15 protein-coding genes are annotated in these 15,188 nt (G+C 57.7%); 2 read left to right on the top strand and 13 right to left on the bottom strand.

The genetic code is table 11. The features are described from left to right. Window positions 1-91: 91 nt before the first annotated feature. Window positions 92-664, top strand: a complete 573-nt coding sequence (locus CFR71_RS13970; RefSeq protein ID WP_264986399.1) for a type IV secretory system conjugative DNA transfer family protein — start codon at window positions 92-94, stop codon at window positions 662-664. A gap of 66 nt (window positions 665-730) precedes the next feature. On the opposite strand, the gene CFR71_RS13975 is transcribed toward CFR71_RS13970, so the two are convergent. From CFR71_RS13975 to CFR71_RS14035, 13 genes are all read right to left on the bottom strand, one after another. Further along, the gene (locus CFR71_RS13975) at window positions 731-880 is read right to left on the bottom strand and encodes a DUF2474 domain-containing protein (protein WP_007397858.1); all 150 of its coding nucleotides are present in this window, start codon (window positions 878-880) and stop codon (window positions 731-733) included. After that, a complete protein-coding gene (gene cydB, locus CFR71_RS13980) occupies window positions 867-1,886 on the bottom strand; it encodes a cytochrome d ubiquinol oxidase subunit II (RefSeq protein ID WP_006115550.1) in 1,020 nt (339 codons plus the stop codon). The genes CFR71_RS13975 and cydB overlap by 14 nt, the downstream gene beginning before the upstream one ends. A 2-nt stretch (window positions 1,887-1,888) precedes the next feature. Then, window positions 1,889-3,322 (bottom strand): cytochrome ubiquinol oxidase subunit I, encoded by a 1,434-nt coding sequence (locus CFR71_RS13985; RefSeq protein ID WP_006115551.1) that lies wholly within the window; start codon window positions 3,320-3,322, stop codon window positions 1,889-1,891. Between the two features lie 278 nt (window positions 3,323-3,600). Beyond that, entirely contained in the window at window positions 3,601-5,373 is a 1,773-nt protein-coding gene (locus tag CFR71_RS13990; protein ID WP_025440008.1) for an AMP-binding protein, read from the bottom strand. Window positions 5,374-5,387: 14 nt separating this feature from the next. Continuing rightward, window positions 5,388-6,635, bottom strand: coding sequence for an MSMEG_0569 family flavin-dependent oxidoreductase (locus CFR71_RS13995; RefSeq protein WP_025440009.1), 1,248 nt, complete (start codon window positions 6,633-6,635; stop codon window positions 5,388-5,390). A gap of 16 nt (window positions 6,636-6,651) precedes the next feature. Then, entirely contained in the window at window positions 6,652-6,939 is a 288-nt protein-coding gene (locus CFR71_RS14000; RefSeq protein ID WP_010515873.1) for an MSMEG_0570 family nitrogen starvation response protein, read from the bottom strand. Beyond that, window positions 6,927-8,105 (bottom strand): MSMEG_0565 family glycosyltransferase, encoded by a 1,179-nt coding sequence (locus CFR71_RS14005; RefSeq protein WP_025440010.1) that lies wholly within the window; start codon window positions 8,103-8,105, stop codon window positions 6,927-6,929. Before CFR71_RS14005 ends, CFR71_RS14000 begins: the two co-directional genes overlap by 13 nt. Further along, window positions 8,102-9,073 carry a sll0787 family AIR synthase-like protein gene (locus CFR71_RS14010; RefSeq protein WP_025440011.1) on the bottom strand — a complete coding sequence of 324 codons (972 nt, stop codon included), beginning with the start codon at window positions 9,071-9,073 and terminating at the stop codon, window positions 8,102-8,104. Before CFR71_RS14010 ends, CFR71_RS14005 begins: the two co-directional genes overlap by 4 nt. Next, a complete protein-coding gene (locus tag CFR71_RS14015; protein ID WP_025440012.1) occupies window positions 9,070-9,633 on the bottom strand; it encodes an MSMEG_0567/Sll0786 family nitrogen starvation N-acetyltransferase in 564 nt (187 codons plus the stop codon). Before CFR71_RS14015 ends, CFR71_RS14010 begins: the two co-directional genes overlap by 4 nt. Beyond that, window positions 9,630-10,739, bottom strand: a complete 1,110-nt coding sequence (locus CFR71_RS14020; RefSeq protein WP_025440013.1) for an MSMEG_0568 family radical SAM protein — start codon at window positions 10,737-10,739, stop codon at window positions 9,630-9,632. The genes CFR71_RS14015 and CFR71_RS14020 overlap by 4 nt, the downstream gene beginning before the upstream one ends. Then, window positions 10,736-11,710, bottom strand: a complete 975-nt coding sequence (locus tag CFR71_RS14025; protein ID WP_025440014.1) for a Nit6803 family nitrilase — start codon at window positions 11,708-11,710, stop codon at window positions 10,736-10,738. The genes CFR71_RS14020 and CFR71_RS14025 overlap by 4 nt, the downstream gene beginning before the upstream one ends. 24 nt (window positions 11,711-11,734) lie before the next feature. After that, window positions 11,735-12,217, bottom strand: a complete 483-nt coding sequence (locus CFR71_RS14030; protein WP_025440015.1) for an MSMEG_0572/Sll0783 family nitrogen starvation response protein — start codon at window positions 12,215-12,217, stop codon at window positions 11,735-11,737. 338 nt (window positions 12,218-12,555) lie between these two features. Beyond that, the gene (locus tag CFR71_RS14035; protein WP_025440016.1) at window positions 12,556-13,959 is read right to left on the bottom strand and encodes an aminotransferase-like domain-containing protein; all 1,404 of its coding nucleotides are present in this window, start codon (window positions 13,957-13,959) and stop codon (window positions 12,556-12,558) included. A 476-nt stretch (window positions 13,960-14,435) separates the two neighbouring features. Between CFR71_RS14035 and istA the strand changes: the two genes are divergently transcribed. Then, window positions 14,436-15,188, top strand: a 753-nt coding sequence (gene istA, locus CFR71_RS14040) for an IS21 family transposase (protein WP_110531971.1), incomplete at its 3' end; no start/stop codon positions are given.

Consider the following 15,188-nt stretch of genomic DNA (forward strand, 5'->3'; position numbering starts at 1 on the left):
CACCCCGCCTGCATAAAGGTGACAGAAAAGGAATCACAACAGATTCATCTGCATCAAGCACAAAATTCAAGAACAGCAGATTTGTGGGTAACTGCAAGCCTCGTCGGATGCTTACGTTTATGAGGCAGATGGCAACATCCAGAATCGGGTTCTTTTCCTGTTGGATGAGGTTGCTCGTCTTGGGCGGATGCGAATCATGGCAACGGCGCGGGATGCAGGCCGGAAATATGGCATCACTCTGAGGCTACTTTACCAGTCGGTCGGCCAGCTTGAAGAACAATGGGGGCGCGAGGGAAAGCGGGCATGGTACGAGGCGGCCGCGCATCGGACATATGTTGCGATCTCTGACCTCGATACGGCAAAGGAACTAGAAGAAACCTTTGGTCAGTATGGCGTCATGGCGACATCCGAAGGTAGTAATTCCGGCACGTCGGGAAAGGGGTGGGAAGCCGGCAACCGCTCACGCGGTACGAACACCAGCTACCACGAAATTAGTCGTCCCCTGATCCGCCGTGAAGAGTTGCTCAATGATGCGCGGGTGGATGAAGCGTTTGTTGTGGTTCGGGACGGTCGCCCATTGCGTTGTGGAATGCCGATCTATTTCCGGCGGCCTGAAATCAGGGAAAAGATTGCAGCTAATCGGTTTAATAAGCACTTGGGGTGAGGTTCGAGAGGGTATAATCAATGTTGAAAAATGAACCTGTGGTTGTCAAAACAACCACAGGTTTAGTCATTTTGGTACGATCAGGTGAACAAGCGAGGCACTTACGAATAACGCTACTGTGCTAAGCGCCCAGATGCCGATGAACCAGCCGATACGCTGGCTAAGTCGCCGGGGCGCGTTGTCCCCATTGCCTTGTACGATTTCAATGATAGCCATCTGCTTCCGTTACCTTTCCGCGGAACACGCGATAGGAGTAAACCGTGTAGGTCAGGATGATCGGCAACAAGATGACGGTGCCGACCAGTTGGAAAAACTGACTGGAAGGGGGAGATGATACATCCCACAGCGTCAACTCGGGTGGAACAGCATATGGCCACACCGTAATCCCGAGGCCGGACAGGCAGAGAAAGAACCATCCGAGAGCACACAGGAAAGGTCCTTTGGAATGTCCACGGCGCAGACCGATGGTCAGCAGAAAACCCAGTGCGATTACCAGAAGGGGAACAGGTGCGACAAATGCGATATTTGGCCACTCGGTCCAGCGCCGCAGGTAGGGTGCGTGCAACATGGGCGTCCACAGGCTGACAGCTACGATACATACAAACAGCCCGATCGCCAGCAGCTTCGCCCATTTCCGGCAGGAGGCTTCCAGCACATCGGTCGTACGCCAGATAAGCCAGGTTGCACCCAGTAGGGCATAACCGCACATGACGGCCACTCCGCACAGCACGCTGAATGGGGTTAGCCAATCCAGTGAACCGCCAACAAAAGCCCCGTCCACGACCTTGATTCCCTGGACGACCCCTCCAAGGATTGCGCCCTGACAGAAGGCCGCGATGCCCGATCCTGCCATGAAGCCAGCGTCCCACAGTTTTTCGCGTCCAGTGCCGCGTGTCATGATACGAAATTCAAAGGCCACACCACGGAAGATCAGGGCAACCAGCATGAGCACGATCGGCAGGTAGAACGCAGGGAGTAGTGTTGAATAGGCCCCAGGAAAGACCCCATAGAGCGTAGCACCGCCAAGGACCATCCACGTTTCGTTCCCATCCCATACAGGGGCGATGGTGTTGACCATCACATCCCTGCGGGCTTCATGCCGCTCTACGGCGAACAGCATTCCAATGCCAAGGTCAAAGCCATCAAGGATGACATAGATGGTGATCGCAGCGACCAGAATAACGGCCCATATGATCGGAAGCCAGTATGCGACGTCCATCATGTTCAGGCTCCTTCGCCAGAAGAGGGATTGATGACTTTGGGATGAGTGCTTGTGGCCAGAATATTCGGGGCATGAGAGGGGCTGGTTTCATGTTCACCTTCTTGTGGCGCGCGTGCCAGCAGGCGGCCCAGAATGCCGATCCCTGATCCGAATACGATTACGTAGACCACAACAAAGACGGTCATCGTCAGCGCCATATTGGACAGGGCGATTGGGGAAACACTGTCGGATGTCCTGAGCAGACCGTAGACGGTCCAGGGCTGACGGCCGACCTCGGTCGTAACCCAGCCGCACAACAATGCGATGAAACCGGTGGGCGCCATGCATACGGCGACCCGATGAAATCCTGGACTGCTAAACAGGGTTCCTCTGCGCCTTAACCAGAGCGACCAGAACCCGACAAGAACCATCAGCATCGCCAGCGCGATCATGATGCGGAAGGAAAAGAAGATCACGGGAGAAGGCGGCCGCTGGTCACGCGGGAAATCCTTCATGCCCGGTACTTTACCATTCAGGCTATGTGTCAGGATGAGTGACCCGGCCAGCGGCAGCCTGATAGCATAATCCGTATGTTCGGTTTTCATGTTGGGAATACCGAACAGCAGTTCCGGGGCACGCGCTTCTGATTCCCAATCCCCTTCCATCGCGGCAATCTTGACCGGCTGGTATTTGAGCGTGTTCAGCCCATGGGCGTCACCGGCGAGGACCTGTAGCGGGGCAACGAAGGCAGCCATCCACATTGCCATGGAAAACATCAGGCGCACCGGTTCGCTCGCCTGTGTGCCCGCACGGCGTGCCTTGAGCAGATGCCACGCCCCTGTCGCTCCTACTATAAAGGCAACCGAAAGAAAGGCCGCCAGACCCATATGCACAAGCCGGAAAGGAAAAGAGGGATTAAAAATAATGGCAAGCCAGTCTGCGGGTATGAAGCGACCGGTAGCAGCATCAATTGTGTATCCTTGTGGCGTCTGCATCCATGAGTTTGACGCTAGGATCCATGTCATCGAGATGAGTGTACCGACCGAGACACAGCATGTTGCTGCATAATGCAGGCCGCGTCCTACTTTGTTCATGCCAAAGAGCATGACCCCGAGGAAGCCCGCCTCGAGAAAGAAGGCTGTCATGACTTCATACGATAGGAGAACACCTGTAATAGGGCCGGCTTTCCGGGAGAAGACCGACCAGTTCGTGCCGAATTCATACGACATGACCAGCCCGGAGACGACGCCCATGCCAAAGACGATCGAGAATATCTTGATCCAGTATCGGTAGAGGTCGAGATAAGCTGACCGCCTGGTTTTAAGCCATAATCCTTCCAGCACGGCCAGATAGGCAGCCAGTCCGATTGAGAAGGCGGGAAAAACAATATGAACGCCTACGGTAAAGGCGAACTGGAAGCGTGCCAGAAGCAGCGCGATATCGTGAGATGGTTGCATGGGTAATTCCCCAAATCGTGATCCAGCCGCATTTATAAGAAACGTAAAATTTCCATAAATGACAGACTGTCAGACGGTTTTATTGTTATAATATTCGCACTGCCTGATAGGCGTGTATATCTGTTCCGTTTTGGTTTTGGAAACGTCTTTGGTTATCATACAGTCATCTTTCTAATAATCCTTCAACCATGACATATTGATAAGTGCAGAGTCTTCGGATTGTCTGGTATGAGTTCGCCATTTTTTCATAAAAATGATCTTATACGAGACTGATAACGTTAAGATACCAACAGGCGTTTCCGCGTGATCTTTCCTGAGACAGTCGTGGGCAGATGTCTGACGAAGTGGACTTCCTTAAGACCAATCCAGCGACCGAGTGCCTGATTGACCCGTCCGATCATTTCCTCGGAAGAAGGTATGACTTTTACACCGGAGTTAGGTACTACATAGGCGACAGGTCGCTGCCCTCTCAGTTCATCGGGAGAGGCTACTACGGCACAGGCATGAACAGCCGGATGGGCGGCAATGATCTTTTCGATCTGCACACCCGAAATCCGTCGTCCTGCGACCTTTATGACATCGTCGGAACGCCCGAGCATATGCACGGCGCGGCTGGCCTCGATCATGCCTTCGTCGAAGGTACGATAATACCGGTTCGTTTCATCAAGATAGGCGGCAGGAACACGGATCGCTCCATCCTTCCATACGCCAGCCAGGCAGCCGGGTGGCAGCGGCAGGGAGAGGACAATTTCCCCGCACTGTTCACCGGGTATGGACGGCACGATTTCCGGACGGAAACCCGGTGCGGGCCGCCCAATGTCATTCATGAGCGGGACCGGATCGCGCTCGGGCAGGCCAAAGAAATGGGCGGTGATGCTCCACCCGGTTTCAGTCTGCCACCAGTGATTGACCACGGGTTTGCAAAAATAGGATCGTGCCCACTCCAGCAATGTCGGGTCCGCATATTCTCCGGCCACGAAGATGCGGGCAGGAGTTGGTAGGATCGCTCCTGACAGGTTGCGGCTTTCCTGCCGCATGAGGCGCATCTGTGTTGGTGTGGTGAACAGGCATTTCACGTCATGCTCATGGCAAAGCGCGCGGATGGCGGAAGCCGATGCGCCGCCTTCCACGATCACGCTGGTGCAGCCGCTGATCAGCGGCGCATAGACGCCGTAGGAATGGCCAACCACCCAGCCCAGATCCGATGTCGTGAAGAAGGTGTCACCGGGTTTGCAGCCGTAGATCAGATCCATGGACAGGGCGAGAGCGACAGCGTGGCCACCATTGTCACGCACAATGCCCTTCGGATGACCTGTCGTGCCGGACGTGTGAAGAATATACAGGGGATCTTCGGAGCGCAACGTGACCGGTTCTGCCGGTGCGGACTGTTCCAGCGTATGGAAATCATGATCCCGCAGTGGCATGAATGATGTCTGACATGCTGCGCGTTGCACAATCACGCAGGCCTGTGGCCGGTACGCTGCTAAAGCAAGTGCATCATTCAGAGCAGGGGCAGAGGGAATAGGCGTCTGGCCCTGAAAGCTGCAACTGGCCATGATAATGACTTTCGGAGCCACATCATCAATCCGTCGTGCCAACTCCGGTCCGGCATAACCGGCGAAAACCACAACATGCACAGCCCCTATCCGCGCGCATGCCAACATGGCTATGGCTGTCTCGATCATGGTCGGCATGGCGATCAGGACGCGGTCGCCTTTCCCCACCCCGAGCGAGCGCAGGCCACCGGCAAACCCGGCTACCCTGCCCTGCAGTTCCCGGTAGGTTACCACCTGCCGTTCCTTCGTGGCGCAGGAATGCCAGATCAATGCCGCCTGTTCACCGCGACCATTTTCAACATGCCGGTCCACGGCGTTGTGGCAGGTATTGAGCGTGGCGTCAGGAAACCAGTCATGCCAGCCATCCGCCCGCGTCCTGCATGCGGTCATGGGTGCCTGCTTCCATGTGATGCGTTGCGCCGCCTCCAGCCAGAACGGCTCTGGCTGATTCAACGCCGCATCGTGCATCGCCTCATATGTTGTCCATGGAAGCATGGCGTTTACTCCGTTCAGGCTACAGGCACGTCTTTGCCGGTGATCTGGCTGGCCAGCCACGCGGCATCGCGCGAAACGCCTGAGAACCGTCCCGATCCCCAGGTGTGCAGCCATGGCAGGCCGAGGAAGTAGAAGCCCGGCGCATCGGTCACGCCGCGATGCCAGACCGGCTTGTTGGCTCCGTTGAAGACCGGCACGTCGATCCAGCGATAGTTCGGACGGAAACCGATGCACCAGAGGATCGAGGTGATCTCGGCGGCCTTCAGGTCCAGCGGAGCGTTGCTGCCATCAGGCTCCCAGACCGGCACATAAGGGGCTTCGGTCGGGGCCGTGATCCCTTCACGGGCGATGTAGGTGTCGATGGATTTCTTGATGTCGGCATTGGTCCTGTCCGCATCATCAAGGTTTTCCGCAAGATCCGGCGCGAAGTGCGCCACTTCGTCACGGATGGTCTCCAGCGTGCCGTGCAGGCCCACGCCTTCCTTTGCAAACAGTCGCAGATCAAGGTCATGCCCGCCATTTCGGCCCGTGACGTAATGATTGGTCTTGTCGCGTGCGCCATCACGCAGGGGGTGATTATCCACCGTCAGATCGTAGAAGTGCATATCCGCAAGCCAGTCCACCACGTCGCGGCCACGGTAGAAGCGCGAGACACGCGGAGCGGAGCCGACGCAAAGGTGGACCTTGCGTTTTTCAAGAAACAGGTCCTCGACGATCTGCGCACCGGACTGACCGCTGCCCACGACCAGGACTGCCCCTTCAGGCAACTGGGCGGCATTGCGGTAATCCTGCGAGTGAACCTGATGGATGGCAGGGTCGATCGCGCTGGCGTAACCGGGGATCACCGCATCCTGATACGCGCCCGATGCGATGACCACATGCTTCGCGTGCCACGTCTCACCACCTGCCACCACGCGATAGCCACCACCTTCATGGCGGGTGATGGAGGTAACGGCTGTGTGCTCGCGCAGGGGCGGATTGAAGGAGGCGACAAAGCCCTTCACGTAGTCAATAATTTCCTGCTTCACCATGAAGCCGTGCGGGTCTTTCCCCTTGTAGGGATGACCGGGAAGTTCGCACTGCCAGTTGGGTGTGACCAGGCAAAAATTGTCCCAGCGTTCATCGTCCCACGAATGGCAGGCCGTCTTTGCCTCAAAGACGATGTGCTCCACTTTCTCGCGGCAGAGATACCAGCTCATGGAGAGCCCGGCCTGTCCGCCGCCCACGATGATAACGGGGATGCTTTTCTCGTTCTGTGTCATGGTCGTTCTTTTCGTCTCAATAGCTGAAAGACAGGATGCGCACCTGCGCATCGGACTGGTTTAGAAAAGGCGCACCGGTCTGCCTTATGGCCTGAAGCTGGCCAAGGGCGCGGCTGCATGGGAAGCCGTAGCGGGCGCGAACCCGCTCGCTGGCGTCCGTCAGGGCGGTGTCCGCCTTTTCAAGAAACTCCCGGACCGGATAATCCTGACCGGTCGTGAAGTGGTCTCTTATGACCAGCGATGGGGAGTAACAGTCAGTCTCCTTCCCATCGGGCCAGCGCACGCGAAAGGTCATTTCGGGCATGGTGAAAGAACTCCTGAAGCAATGGCATCGGTGCGCGACCGCGCTGCCAGACACCGATATGCGGGGAGGTGCCGACTGGCGACATGGCCCCAGTCGAAACGGCGGGCGGTTGCGGGGCCGCTGACCCGGAAATGGTCACGGTTTTCGACGCGCAGGGCGTCGCGCAACGCCATGAACAAGGTGTCGGGGTGCGCCGGTTGGCACCACAGCGCATCCGTTGCCGAAAAATGCTCCGTGAAAGGTGCGATTGCCGGCACAATAACAGGCGTGCCGCAAGCCAGGGCTTCCAGCGGGCACAACCCGAACCCCTCGGTTACGGATGGATAGGCCAGCAGGTCCGCCTGCCGATAGAATGAAGGCATGTCTTCATCCGCAACCGGCCCGGTGATGGTGACATGATCGGCCGCACCGCTTTCGCGCAGACGCGCCATGAATCGATTGCGGTAAGCAGAATGATCCAGCAGTGAGGCCCCGCCCGCCACAACCAGATGCACATCAGGCTGTTCGCAGCGAAGGGCCAGAAATGCGTCGAGCAATTGCAGCGTGTTCTTGCGCCGCTCGATCCCGCCCACGGACAGGATCAGGTGACGATCGGCAGGCAGATGATACCGCGCCCGCAACGTGGCATCGTGCGCGGTTTCTACGGGCGAAAAGCGCACGGGATCAACCCCGTTGCCCACGACCGGGGCTTCGCGGCCATGGTCGTTGCGCAGGACATCTTCCCACATTGTGCTGACGGTAAACAGTTCGGCCGCCGCCCTGATCCCCCGTTCCTGCCGCGCGGCAAGGACTGGGTGCGTGAAATGGTCAAGATGGTGGACCGTGCGGGCAAAGCCCGGTATCCGTCCCTCTTCCACCAGTTCGGCCAGTGCATTGGCGCTGATCGGGTCCTGCGCATGCAGCACGTCAAAATGCTGCCCACGCAGGGCGTCCCTGATCTCGCCAATGCGGCGTTCCACCAGCGTTGGCAGGTCGGTCTCAGGCACGGCCGGGATGCAGTTTGTGGCGCAGCGGGGCGTGCGGAAGAAACCGGCCCCTGTCACGTCCGGCGCAATCAGCGTTGCGTCATGGCCCGCGTCACGCAGGGCTTCCGCCAGCGCCATGCCGTGCACCACACCACCGCGCGGATTGGTCGAATGGGTCAGGATGCCAATGGACAGACTCATGACACAAACCCCATGAGCGGCGTCCGGGCGAGATCCCAGAAGGTTTCTTTCTCCCCGTCCCATATGATATCAAGGCGTCGTGTCATATCGCACTGTCCGATGATGGCGGCAGTGATCCCGCGTGCCTGAAAACGTGCGATAATTGCCCGGGCATCCTCGGGACGCGCCGTCAGCAGATAGCCATAGCTGGGGAATGCGGACAGCCAGCGTTCCATTGGTGCATCGTCGGGACGTGGAATGTCATCGAGCGTGATGGTCATGCCGATACCCGAACATTCGGCCAGCATGAGCGCGGTGCCCAGCAGTCCGGCCATGCTGATATCCTTGGCAGCGCGGCTCAACCCGTCCTCGGCAATGCCGGGCAAGAGATCGAGATCATCTCGAAGGCGTGCCGCCCCCTCAGTATGACACAGTGCGGAACTGGCATCCCAGAACGGGTGCGGGTCGTGCCAGCGGCCGCGCAGGTCGATGGCGGCGATCAGGACTTCGCCCGGTCGGGCATCGAAACTGGTCAGCAGATGACGGGCACGGCCAAGGATCGCCACCGACAGCGAATTATGGGTGCTGCGCATGTTGGTGTGTCCACCAACAACCGGCACGCCATAGGTGCGCGCACCTTCATGCAGACCGGTCAGAATGGACGCGGCCGCCTCGGACGTATCGCTCCACAAAGCATCCACCACCGCCACGGGACGGCCGCCCATCGCCGCGATGTCGCTGACATTGACCATCACGCCGCAATACCCGGCAAACCATGGCATTGAGCGGACAAAGCTGTCCTGAAAGCCCTCACTGGCCAGCAGGAGATAGCCATCGCCATCCGGGATCGCGGCGCAGTCATCGCCAAGACGGACAGCTTTGGCGCCTGTCCCTAAAATCGCGCTAACTTCTGCAATGTCCTGCTTAGCCGCAAGAGAGCGCCCCATACGGAGCGTGCGCAGGAGTGTGGTGAGTTCATGTGTCATCACGCCACCTGTCGTATCCGGGGTTGCGGACGCAGCAGCCAGGTCTGATCCAGACCGTGCGCCGGATAGCGTGACAGATCAGCCTCCATGTCGTGATGCGGCAGGCCATGCAGCGTAATGACGCCGAGACTTTTCCAGTGCAGGCGACGGAAGAACAGCACATTCTGTTCCTGCACCTGGGCCAAAAACCGTGTAGCCCCCAGGCCGTGTGCCGTACTGACGGCCATGCGGATGAGTTCCGCCCCGATCCGCCCCAGCTTGCGGTGATCAGCATGCACGGCCAACCGGGAACCGCGCCACACACCGGGCTCTGCTTCGTGAATGCGCACTGTTCCCACGATCCGGTCCGGCATCCCCGCCATGCAGCAGGCGGCGATGATGGGAATGGCGACCTCATCAATCGCGTCGCGGTCATCCTCTGCAAAAACATGCTGTTCACTGCAGAACACTTCACGGCGGAGCGCATGATAACCGGCACGCTCCCATGGCGTGCGGGCAAGGCGCACAACATATTCCGTCGGAATGAACGGCCGGTCTTCCATGCCTTCGAGGATCGTGCTCATTGTTCGTACGCCGAAAGCGAGGAACAGGCGCCACAACGACCACACCCGGCCCGGATATCGGTGGATTTCATGTTCGCTTCCCGGAGCATTCGCCCAAGCGGTGCCAGCACGGATTTCATAAACTCGGCTGAAGGCGGAACATGATTTTCCAGCGGAGTGCCGGAAATGGGCACAAACGGCACCACGAAGGGATAGACCCCGAGCGCAATCAGACGCTCGGCGAGAGCAAGAATGTCCTCGGTGCTGTCGCCAAGACCGGCCAGAATGTAGGTATTGACCTGCCCACGACCGAAGATCGGCACGGCGCTGGCGAAAGCGTCCATGTAGCGATCGACGCTGACCGTGGCCTTGCCGGGCATGATCTTCTCACGCACTACCTGCGTAGCGGCTTCGAGATGCATACCCAGACTATCGGCTCCGGCTTCCCGCAAACGCTGGAACCAGCCGTGATCACGTGGCGGCTCGCACTGAACCTGAAGCGGCAGATCCACCGCCGCCTTGATGGCACGCGCTGACTCCGCCAGCACGGCAGCACCCCGATCAACCACATTGGGCGTGCCGGTCGTCAGCACCATGTCGCGCACGCCGTCCAGTTCCACAGCAGCTTTGGCAACTTCGGCAAGCTGCGCCGGTGTCTTGTAAGCGATCGTCCGGTCCGCCTCCAGCGATTGGCCAATGGCGCAAAACTGGCAGGATGTGCGCCGGTCGGCATAGCGGATGCAGGTCTGGTGCACCGTGGTCGCCAGCGTGTCACGGCCATGCAGTAGCGCGATCTTCCAGTAGGGAATACCGTCTGTCGTGCTCAGCCCGTAAAAGCGCGGGGCAGCCGGGAAATGGATCGTACCTACTGCCCGCCCATCGCGTAGCAGCATGCTGGTCCCGTGCTGGTCTGGCGGGCTGGCCTGAAACGGTGAATGCTGCGCGCCAGACGTATAGACCGGAACCATGACGGTCTGGCCCGCAATGGTGATCGTCTTGTGATCCGAAGGACCAGCGCCTCCCTTGCGGGCAATGCCGCCGGTCTGCTCGCCGATCTGCAGTCCAAAGGACTGGAGATCGGTAACGAGCTTGCGACCAGAAAGTGTACCGAGCGTCGGAATGGTCATGACGCAGCCTCATCTGTAGATGTGGAAACCGGATCGGCTTCACCAACGTAATGAACGGTACGGGCAGGCCGCCGATCCTGAAGCAGACTAAGCAGTTCAGGTCGTGCATAATGTCCTACAGAGTCCATCATCCGTTTGCGCTTGGTGATAAGAGCGAAATCAAGATCGGCAATCACCATCCCCTCACCTTCCGTCAAAGGCGGGGCCAGAAGCTTACCTTCGGGAGAGACGATGGCGGTAAAGCAGCCTCCTCGCAGCGGCCCTTCAAGTGCAGGGTCTCGCGCAATATCCTTGATCTGATCTTCCGTCAGCCAACCCGTGGCATTCACAACGAAACAGCCGGATTCCAGAGCGTGATGACGGATGGTGACTTCCATCTGATCGGCGAAGATCTGCCCCACCAGTGAACCGGGAAACTGGGCGCAGTGGATTTCTTCATGCTGTGTCATCAGCGCGTAGCGCGCCAAGGGGTTGTAATGCTCCCAGCAGGCCAGCGCCCCGATGCGGCCGACAGCACTTTCAACAACCTTGAGACCAGCGCCATCGCCCTGCCCCCAGACCATGCGCTCATGATAAGTCGGGGTGATCTTGCGACGCTTGAGAAGGATCTCACCTGTCGCGTCGAAGACGATCTGCGTGTTATAGAGTGTGCCAAAATCCCGCTCATTCACGCCCAGCACGACGACCATGCCGGTATCACGTGCGGTTTCGGCAACCATGTCCGTCACCGGACCTGGAATGATGACGGCGCGTTCATAAAGTTCCAGATGTTCGCCGCCGAAACGGAAAGCTGGCTGGATGAACGAGAAGTAGGGGTAATAGGGCACGAAGGTTTCAGGAAAGACCGCCAGCTTCACACCTTTTTCGGCGGCTTCACGGATGGCCTGACAGACTTTCCGGGCTGTCCCCAAACCGTCATCGCCGAGGACGGGACTGATCTGGATGGCAGCAGCGCGAACGATACGTGACATGGCTTGCGGTCCTTCCTTTGGCCTTTAGAGAGTCCAGGTATTGAGGATGAAAGCGTTGTCACGACGCGCAAGGAGGATAATGTCGAGCACGTCCTGCGGGTTGATCGGCGTGATGCCGGGGATCAGGTTCTGCTCGCCGTAGCCGTAAAGGGCCTGAAGCGCGAAGCGGCAGGCATAGACTTTGCCGCCCTCTTCGAGGATTTTCGCGATCTGCTTGTTGCAATTCATGTGGCCCGGAAAGGCTTCGTCGCCCAGGCGGGGAAAGCCGCGCTGCACACCAAGGGTCACACCCGGGCCATACAGCAGCACCGACGTCTCGAAACCTTTGCGGATCAGGCGGGTAGCCTGCAGCAGGTTGACGAACCCGACCGACCCTTCATTGGCCACAGTATGGAAGGTGATAAGGGCTTTTTCGCCGGGTTTGGCTTTGACGTCCTCAAAGACCTTGTTTTCATAATTGACGAAGCAATCGCCATCTTTGTACGGAGTGTGTTCGACTTTCGGCATGATGTATCTCCATGTAGTGCGGTCTCTGGCGAGATGCCGGGGCGACCGCAACACCGGGAGAAAACGTGACATGGAATGCGCCAACTACAAAATTTTGTATGGATACCTTTTTGGGTACAAAAAAAACAAAGAGACAAATAGGAAGCCATTTAAGGCGGACGAAAGAAGACAATAAATGATAAAATGCCAGACAATGATGGGGTATATAAATAACTCATTGTTTTTGCTTGATACTTAAATCACGCATTTGTGAAAACCTCAGAGGCCTTGTTTTCTATGAATGCACAGATTCACCGTCGAATCAGTAGGTTGCGCCGATTCACGGTGTAGCGGCGAGATCACACAATATCGGCAAAACCGGGGGAGCGTTTGTGCTGCAGGACAGACATCACGCCATGCAGAGATTCTTCAAGGCTCGCCGCATCTGGAGCGCTGCCTAGTGCAATCCGCGCGCGCTGCGGGGGTTCGCCACTGATGGTGAAAACGGTGCTGGGAACCAGCGCCAGTCCCCGCCTGCGGGCGTAGGCGACAAAATCCGCGCTGCCCCACCAGTCTGGCAGTTTCAGCCAGACATGCGGTCCGTCGGGGTTCATACAGTGTCTTTCCCCCAACACCCTGCGGGCGATCGACTGGCGCAGGCGCAGTTCCTTCTGGATCGAGTGGAGGATCGTGTGCGCCTGTTCCGTCTGCATCCACCGCGCCGTCAGCGCACTGAGCAGGCCGGCATTGGTGAGCGCGATAGCTCGAATAGCCGCTGTTACCCGTCGAGTCATGTCAGTATTCGGCAGGGCAACATAGGCCGTGCGTAGGCCCGGACTGAGCGTCTTGGCAAGGGTAGCCACGTAGCTGACACGGCTATGGTCGAGGGCCGCCAGCGCCGGTAGCGGATTGTCCATCAGCAGGCTGTAAGGGTCGTCCTCGGCGATATGCAGATGATGGTGCTGGGCGACCTTCAGGATGTCCTCGCGTCTTTGCAGGGACATCGTGGCCGTGCTGGGATTGTGGATGGTTGGAATGCAGTAGAGTAAGCGGGGATGATGTTCGGCACAGACCCGATCAAGCTGGTCTGGCATCATGCCTTCCATGTCGCTGTCCACACCGACCAGAATAAGGTCAAACTGCGCTGCTATGGTCCGGATACCGGGATAGGCAATGCGGTCAGTGACAATAACATCGCCGGGTTGGGTATGAGTGCTGACGATTGCCGCCAGAGCGCTCTGTGCACCGGGCGAGACAAGGATTTCATCCGTTCGGCGCTGGCCGATGACGGGCGCGATCCATTTCGCGCCGAGTTGGCGTTCTTCCAGTGTGCCACCCGTTACCCGGTAAGACATCAGGCTGTTCAGATCCTGCTGCTTCAGGATGGCCGTAATATCGTTCTGGATAACGCGTTGAAGGGGCGGGTCCTGCGGGATGGGCGGCAGGTTCATGGTCAGGTCAACCACGGCGGGACCGGTATGACGCCAATGACTTTCCCCTGCGCCAACACGAACAAAGGTACCCCGACCAACTGTTGCGTCAATCAGACCCCGACGATGGGCCTCGGTAAAGGCGCGCGTCACGGTTGTCAGGTTGGTTCCGATATGGCTTGCGATGGTTCTCTGGGGCGGCAGTCTATCGCCTTCTCTCAGATCGCCTTTGCGGATGGAAAGTGCCAGCGCATCAACGAGTGTCAGATACATCGCATTCGGGCTTCGGCTGATTTCTTCTTTCCAGTGAGCCAGATAAGGATAATCGGACATGACAAATGGCTTCCATATATTCGACAGAAATTTATTCGATCATATTCCATACAAACAATGCAATAATCTACAAAATAGATTGTGGATAGACTTGAGCGGTCAATGTGCGTGAGCAGATAGAGGAGATGTTGTTTGTGTTGTATCAAGAAAATTAAGAGCAAGGAATTCGTCCACGAGGCTATCAGTTTCTGTTCATCTCCAATGGGTTGACCCGATAATTGAACAAGAACCTTCGATGCAAATTTGCTTTGCATCCAGGGGGTATTCTGGAACAGTTCAATCCCACCTTACTCTAATTGTGATGTCATGATTGGGATCGGTACATAAAACGGGCACAGATATACGCTAAGGATTATCGGTTGTTAAGCGGCATGGAAAAGTGACCCCTTTGGAAGGGGGACAGGCAGTCAAAAACGACCCCTTTCTGAGAAACGGGTTCACGATGGCCTTCATGCTGAATGGAGGCCCGGTTTGGGATGCTTGTTGTGGAAACAATTGGAAAGATCCGTCGCGCGCATTTTGTCGAAGGAAAGGCGATCAAGGCGATCTGCCGGGACCTTGGGATATCGCGGCAGACGGTACGCAAGGTGATCCGGTCGGGACAGACATCTTTTGACTATCACCGAGAACGACAGCCTCTTCCCCGGATTGGTCCATGGGAGGGAAGATTGTGCGCTCTTCTTGAGGAGAACGTGGCGCGTCCGGCCCGCGAACGGCTGAGCCTCATCCGTCTGTTCGAACTGCTGCGTGAGGAAGGATATGAAGGAAGCTATGATGCCGTAAGGCGATATGGCCGACGGTGGGAAGACCGCCATGAGACGGGGCGGCGGGCCGCCTATGTTCCGCTGAGCTTTGCACCTGGAGAGGCTTACCAGTTTGACTGGAGCCATGAGGTTGTCGTTCTGGGTGGTGTGGCGGTAAAGGTGAAGGTCGCGCATATGCGCCTGTGCCACAGCCGGATGATGTTCATTCGTGCCTATCCGCGCGAGGCGCAGGAAATGGTGTTTGACGCGCATGACCGGGGCTTTGCGTTCTTCGGGGGTGCATGCCAGCGGGGCATTTACGATAATATGAAGACTGCGGTGGAAACGGTTTTTGTTGGCCGGGCGCGGGACTATAACCGGCGTTTTTTACAGATGTGCGCCCATTATCTGGTTGAACCGCAGGCCTGCACGCCGGCGGCAGGATGGGAGAAAGGCCAGGTTGAAAGCCAGGTGAAATATGCGCGT

The organism is Novacetimonas pomaceti, assembly GCF_003207955.1.
GTDB classification, from domain to species: Bacteria; Pseudomonadota; Alphaproteobacteria; order Acetobacterales; family Acetobacteraceae; genus Novacetimonas; species Novacetimonas pomaceti.

Bases quoted from the DNA above. Each gene is read 5' to 3' on its own strand.
- CFR71_RS13975 (WP_007397858.1), bottom strand. From the start codon at position 880: ATGGCTATCATTGAAATCGTACAAGGCAATGGGGACAACGCGCCCCGG.
- cydB (WP_006115550.1), bottom strand. From the start codon at position 1,886: ATGATGGACGTCGCATACTGGCTTCCGATCATATGGGCCGTTATTCTG.
- CFR71_RS13985 (WP_006115551.1), bottom strand. From the start codon at position 3,322: ATGCAACCATCTCACGATATCGCGCTGCTTCTGGCACGCTTCCAGTTC.
- CFR71_RS13990 (WP_025440008.1), bottom strand. From the start codon at position 5,373: ATGCTTCCATGGACAACATATGAGGCGATGCACGATGCGGCGTTGAAT.
- CFR71_RS13995 (WP_025440009.1), bottom strand. From the start codon at position 6,635: ATGACACAGAACGAGAAAAGCATCCCCGTTATCATCGTGGGCGGCGGA.
- CFR71_RS14000 (WP_010515873.1), bottom strand. From the start codon at position 6,939: ATGCCCGAAATGACCTTTCGCGTGCGCTGGCCCGATGGGAAGGAGACT.
- CFR71_RS14005 (WP_025440010.1), bottom strand. From the start codon at position 8,105: ATGAGTCTGTCCATTGGCATCCTGACCCATTCGACCAATCCGCGCGGT.
- CFR71_RS14015 (WP_025440012.1), bottom strand. From the start codon at position 9,633: ATGAGCACGATCCTCGAAGGCATGGAAGACCGGCCGTTCATTCCGACG.
- CFR71_RS14020 (WP_025440013.1), bottom strand. From the start codon at position 10,739: ATGACCATTCCGACGCTCGGTACACTTTCTGGTCGCAAGCTCGTTACC.
- CFR71_RS14025 (WP_025440014.1), bottom strand. From the start codon at position 11,710: ATGTCACGTATCGTTCGCGCTGCTGCCATCCAGATCAGTCCCGTCCTC.
- CFR71_RS14030 (WP_025440015.1), bottom strand. From the start codon at position 12,217: ATGCCGAAAGTCGAACACACTCCGTACAAAGATGGCGATTGCTTCGTC.
- CFR71_RS14035 (WP_025440016.1), bottom strand. From the start codon at position 13,959: ATGTCCGATTATCCTTATCTGGCTCACTGGAAAGAAGAAATCAGCCGA.